2 protein-coding genes are annotated in these 1,659 nt (G+C 45.0%); one reads left to right on the top strand and one right to left on the bottom strand.

What is annotated here, in order from left to right; all coding sequences use genetic code 11:
• The first annotated feature begins 113 nt into the window (after nt 1-113).
• Complete coding sequence (locus tag FTU39_RS13710; protein ID WP_001183556.1) at nt 114-515, top strand: LysR substrate-binding domain-containing protein; 402 nt, start codon at nt 114-116, stop codon at nt 513-515.
• Nucleotides 516-651: 136 nt separating this feature from the next.
• Here the strand turns inward: FTU39_RS13710 and FTU39_RS13705 are convergent, their stop codons facing one another.
• Entirely contained in the window at nt 652-1,467 is an 816-nt protein-coding gene (locus tag FTU39_RS13705; protein ID WP_000018323.1) for an APH(3')-I family aminoglycoside O-phosphotransferase, read from the bottom strand.
• Between the last annotated feature and the right edge of the window lie 192 nt (nt 1,468-1,659).

The raw sequence follows: 1,659 nt of genomic DNA, 5'->3' as shown, positions 1-1,659 counted from the left end.
GCCAGGCCTCAGCATTTTATTATGGTGATCCCCTGGGCGAAATGCGCCTGGTAAGCAGAGTTTTTGAAATGTAAGGCCTTTGAATAAGACAAAAGGCTGCCTCATCGCTAACTTTGCAACAGTGCCATTTTAAGCGTTATGCTAAGCCCAGGAAGCCGCAGGATCTTTTGAACCACAACTGCATTAACGTCCGCTATTCTGATACGAGTGGATTGTACGCCTGGGAATTCGAGAAAGATGCTCAGAAATTCAGTCTGAAAGTCAAAGGGCAATATATTGCGAACAGCACGATTCATCAGCTCGATGCAGCATTAGACGGGCTGGGGATTGCCTATATTCCCGAGTATGTTGCAGATGGATATATCAAAAGCGGCAAGCTGATTGCTGTTCTGACCGAGTGGTGTCCATATTTTGACGGCTACCATATTTATTATCCTCACCGCCGACAGGATTCTCCTGCGTTTATGGCTTTTCTGCAAGTTTTGCGTGACAGGTACAATAATGGAATAAGATAAATTTATGAGTAAAGGATTATGTCCACGATAAGCACCTGGGTCGATTCCTGGGAGGCGGCCATGAGGGTAGGGAAGCGCCGTCCCGTCAAGTCAGCGTAATGCTCTGCCAGTGTTACAACCAATTAACCAATTCTGATTAGAAAAACTCATCGAGCATCAAATGAAACTGCAATTTATTCATATCAGGATTATCAATACCATATTTTTGAAAAAGCCGTTTCTGTAATGAAGGAGAAAACTCACCGAGGCAGTTCCATAGGATGGCAAGATCCTGGTATCGGTCTGCGATTCCGACTCGTCCAACATCAATACAACCTATTAATTTCCCCTCGTCAAAAATAAGGTTATCAAGTGAGAAATCACCATGAGTGACGACTGAATCCGGTGAGAATGGCAAAAGCTTATGCATTTCTTTCCAGACTTGTTCAACAGGCCAGCCATTACGCTCGTCATCAAAATCACTCGCATCAACCAAACCGTTATTCATTCGTGATTGCGCCTGAGCGAGACGAAATGCGCGATCGCTGTTAAAAGGACAATTACAAACAGGAATCGAATGCAACCGGCGCAGGAACGCTGCCAGCGCATCAACAATATTTTCACCTGAATCAGGATATTCTTCTAATACCTGGAATGCTGTTTTCCCGGGGATCGCAGTGGTGAGTAACCATGCATCATCAGGAGTACGGATAAAATGCTTGATGGTCGGAAGAGGCATAAATGCCGTCAGCCAGTTTAGTCTGACCATCTCATCTGTAACATCATTGGCAACGCTACCTTTGCCATGTTTCAGAAACAACTCTGGCGCATCGGGCTTCCCATACAATCGATAGATTGTCGCACCTGATTGCCCGACATTATCGCGAGCCCATCTATACCCATATAAATCAGCATCCAGGTTGGAATTTAATCGCGGCCTCGAGCAAGACGTTTCCCGTTGAATATGGCTCATAACACCCCTTGTATTACTGTTTATGTAAGCAGACAGTTTTATTGTTCATGATGATATATTTTTATCGGCACTGTTGCAAATAGTCGGTGGTGATAAACTTATCATCCCCTTTTGCTGATGGAGCTGCACATGAACCCATTCAAAGGCCGGCATTTTCAGCGTGACATCATTCTGTGGGCCGTACGCTGGTAC

The organism is Acinetobacter sp. YH12099, from assembly GCF_013419195.1.
In the GTDB taxonomy this organism is placed as follows: domain Bacteria; phylum Pseudomonadota; class Gammaproteobacteria; order Pseudomonadales; family Moraxellaceae; genus Acinetobacter; species Acinetobacter towneri.
Note: the sequence above shows the minus strand (reverse complement) of the source record. Positions and strands in the feature narration are given on the sequence as shown.

What these genes read in the sequence shown, in the direction of transcription:
- FTU39_RS13705 (WP_000018323.1), bottom strand. Translation starts at nt 1,467, where the DNA reads ATGAGCCATATTCAACGGGAAACGTCTTGCTCGAGGCCGCGATTAAAT.